Annotated in this window: 11 tRNA genes; all 11 read right to left on the bottom strand. The window is 51.0% G+C overall.

The window, feature by feature from the left end:
* Window positions 1–72, bottom strand: a tRNA-His gene (locus AC1RNS_RS25965).
* A 40-nt stretch (window positions 73–112) separates the two neighbouring features.
* Window positions 113–188 (bottom strand) — tRNA-His (locus AC1RNS_RS25960).
* A 12-nt stretch (window positions 189–200) separates the two neighbouring features.
* Window positions 201–274 (bottom strand) — tRNA-Trp (locus tag AC1RNS_RS25955).
* A gap of 13 nt (window positions 275–287) precedes the next feature.
* A tRNA-Tyr gene (locus AC1RNS_RS25950) sits at window positions 288–371 on the bottom strand.
* A 7-nt stretch (window positions 372–378) separates the two neighbouring features.
* A tRNA-Thr gene (locus AC1RNS_RS25945) sits at window positions 379–454 on the bottom strand.
* A gap of 8 nt (window positions 455–462) precedes the next feature.
* A tRNA-Phe gene (locus AC1RNS_RS25940) sits at window positions 463–538 on the bottom strand.
* Between the two features lie 14 nt (window positions 539–552).
* Window positions 553–628, bottom strand: a tRNA-Asp gene (locus tag AC1RNS_RS25935).
* Between the two features lie 4 nt (window positions 629–632).
* Window positions 633–707, bottom strand: a tRNA-Met gene (locus tag AC1RNS_RS25930).
* Window positions 708–736: 29 nt separating this feature from the next.
* Window positions 737–812: transfer RNA gene (locus AC1RNS_RS25925), tRNA-Val, on the bottom strand.
* Window positions 813–829: 17 nt separating this feature from the next.
* Window positions 830–904 (bottom strand) — tRNA-Glu (locus AC1RNS_RS25920).
* A 27-nt stretch (window positions 905–931) separates the two neighbouring features.
* Window positions 932–1023: transfer RNA gene (locus tag AC1RNS_RS25915), tRNA-Ser, on the bottom strand.
* Between the last annotated feature and the right edge of the window lie 80 nt (window positions 1024–1103).

Genomic DNA, 1103 nt, shown 5'->3' with positions numbered 1-1103 from the left:
GCGACTGATGGGAATCGAACCCACGAATGCCGGAACCACAATCCGGTGCGTTAACCACTTCGCCACAATCGCCATAATTATATTTTATTGGATTTATTAATTTTATAGAAAATGGGGCGACTGATGGGAATCGAACCCACGAATGCCGGAACCACAATCCGGTGCGTTAACCACTTCGCCACAATCGCCATAAAATTAATTGGCAGGGGCAGTAGGAATCGAACCCACACCAAAGGTTTTGGAGACCTCTATTCTACCGTTGAACTATGCCCCTATTTCAATAAAACTGGTGGAGGGGGACGGATTCGAACCGCCGAACCCTAAGGAGCGGATTTACAGTCCGCCGCGTTTAGCCACTTCGCTACCCCTCCGGGAAAATGGTGCCGGCTATAGGAATCGAACCCACGACCTACTGATTACAAGTCAGTTGCTCTACCTGCTGAGCTAAACCGGCAAAAAATATGGTGGGTCAGGACGGAATCGAACCGCCGACACTTAGAGCTTCAATCTAATGCTCTACCAACTGAGCTACTGACCCATATTTTTAAAAAATGGCGGTCCCGACCGGGATCGAACCGGCGATCTCCTGCGTGACAGGCAGGCATGTTAACCGCTACACCACGGGACCTTTTTGGTTGCGGGGGCCGGATTTGAACCAACGACCTTCGGGTTATGAGCCCGACGAGCTACCACTGCTCCACCCCGCGATAATGATATATACTATTTATAAATTTAATGGTGGAGGATGACGGGCTCGAACCGCCGACCCTCTGCTTGTAAGGCAGATGCTCTCCCAGCTGAGCTAATCCTCCGTTTCTGGGTATTAACATGGTGACCCCTACGGGATTCGAACCCGTGTTACCGCCGTGAAAGGGCGGTGTCTTAACCACTTGACCAAGGGGCCCTCGTTTGGAATAAAATCGTATAGTGCTGGCGGAGAGTAAGGGATTTGAACCCTTGAGACAGTGTTAACCGCCTACACGATTTCCAATCGTGCTCCTTCGGCCACTCGGACAACTCTCCAAGAATGGCTCCGAAGGCAGGACTCGAACCTGCGACAACCTGATTAACAGTCAGGTGCTACTACCAACTGAGCTACTTCG

Source organism: Lysinibacillus sp. GW821-FHT14F06 (assembly GCF_058803665.1).
This window is presented reverse-complemented; position numbering and strand designations above follow the sequence as displayed.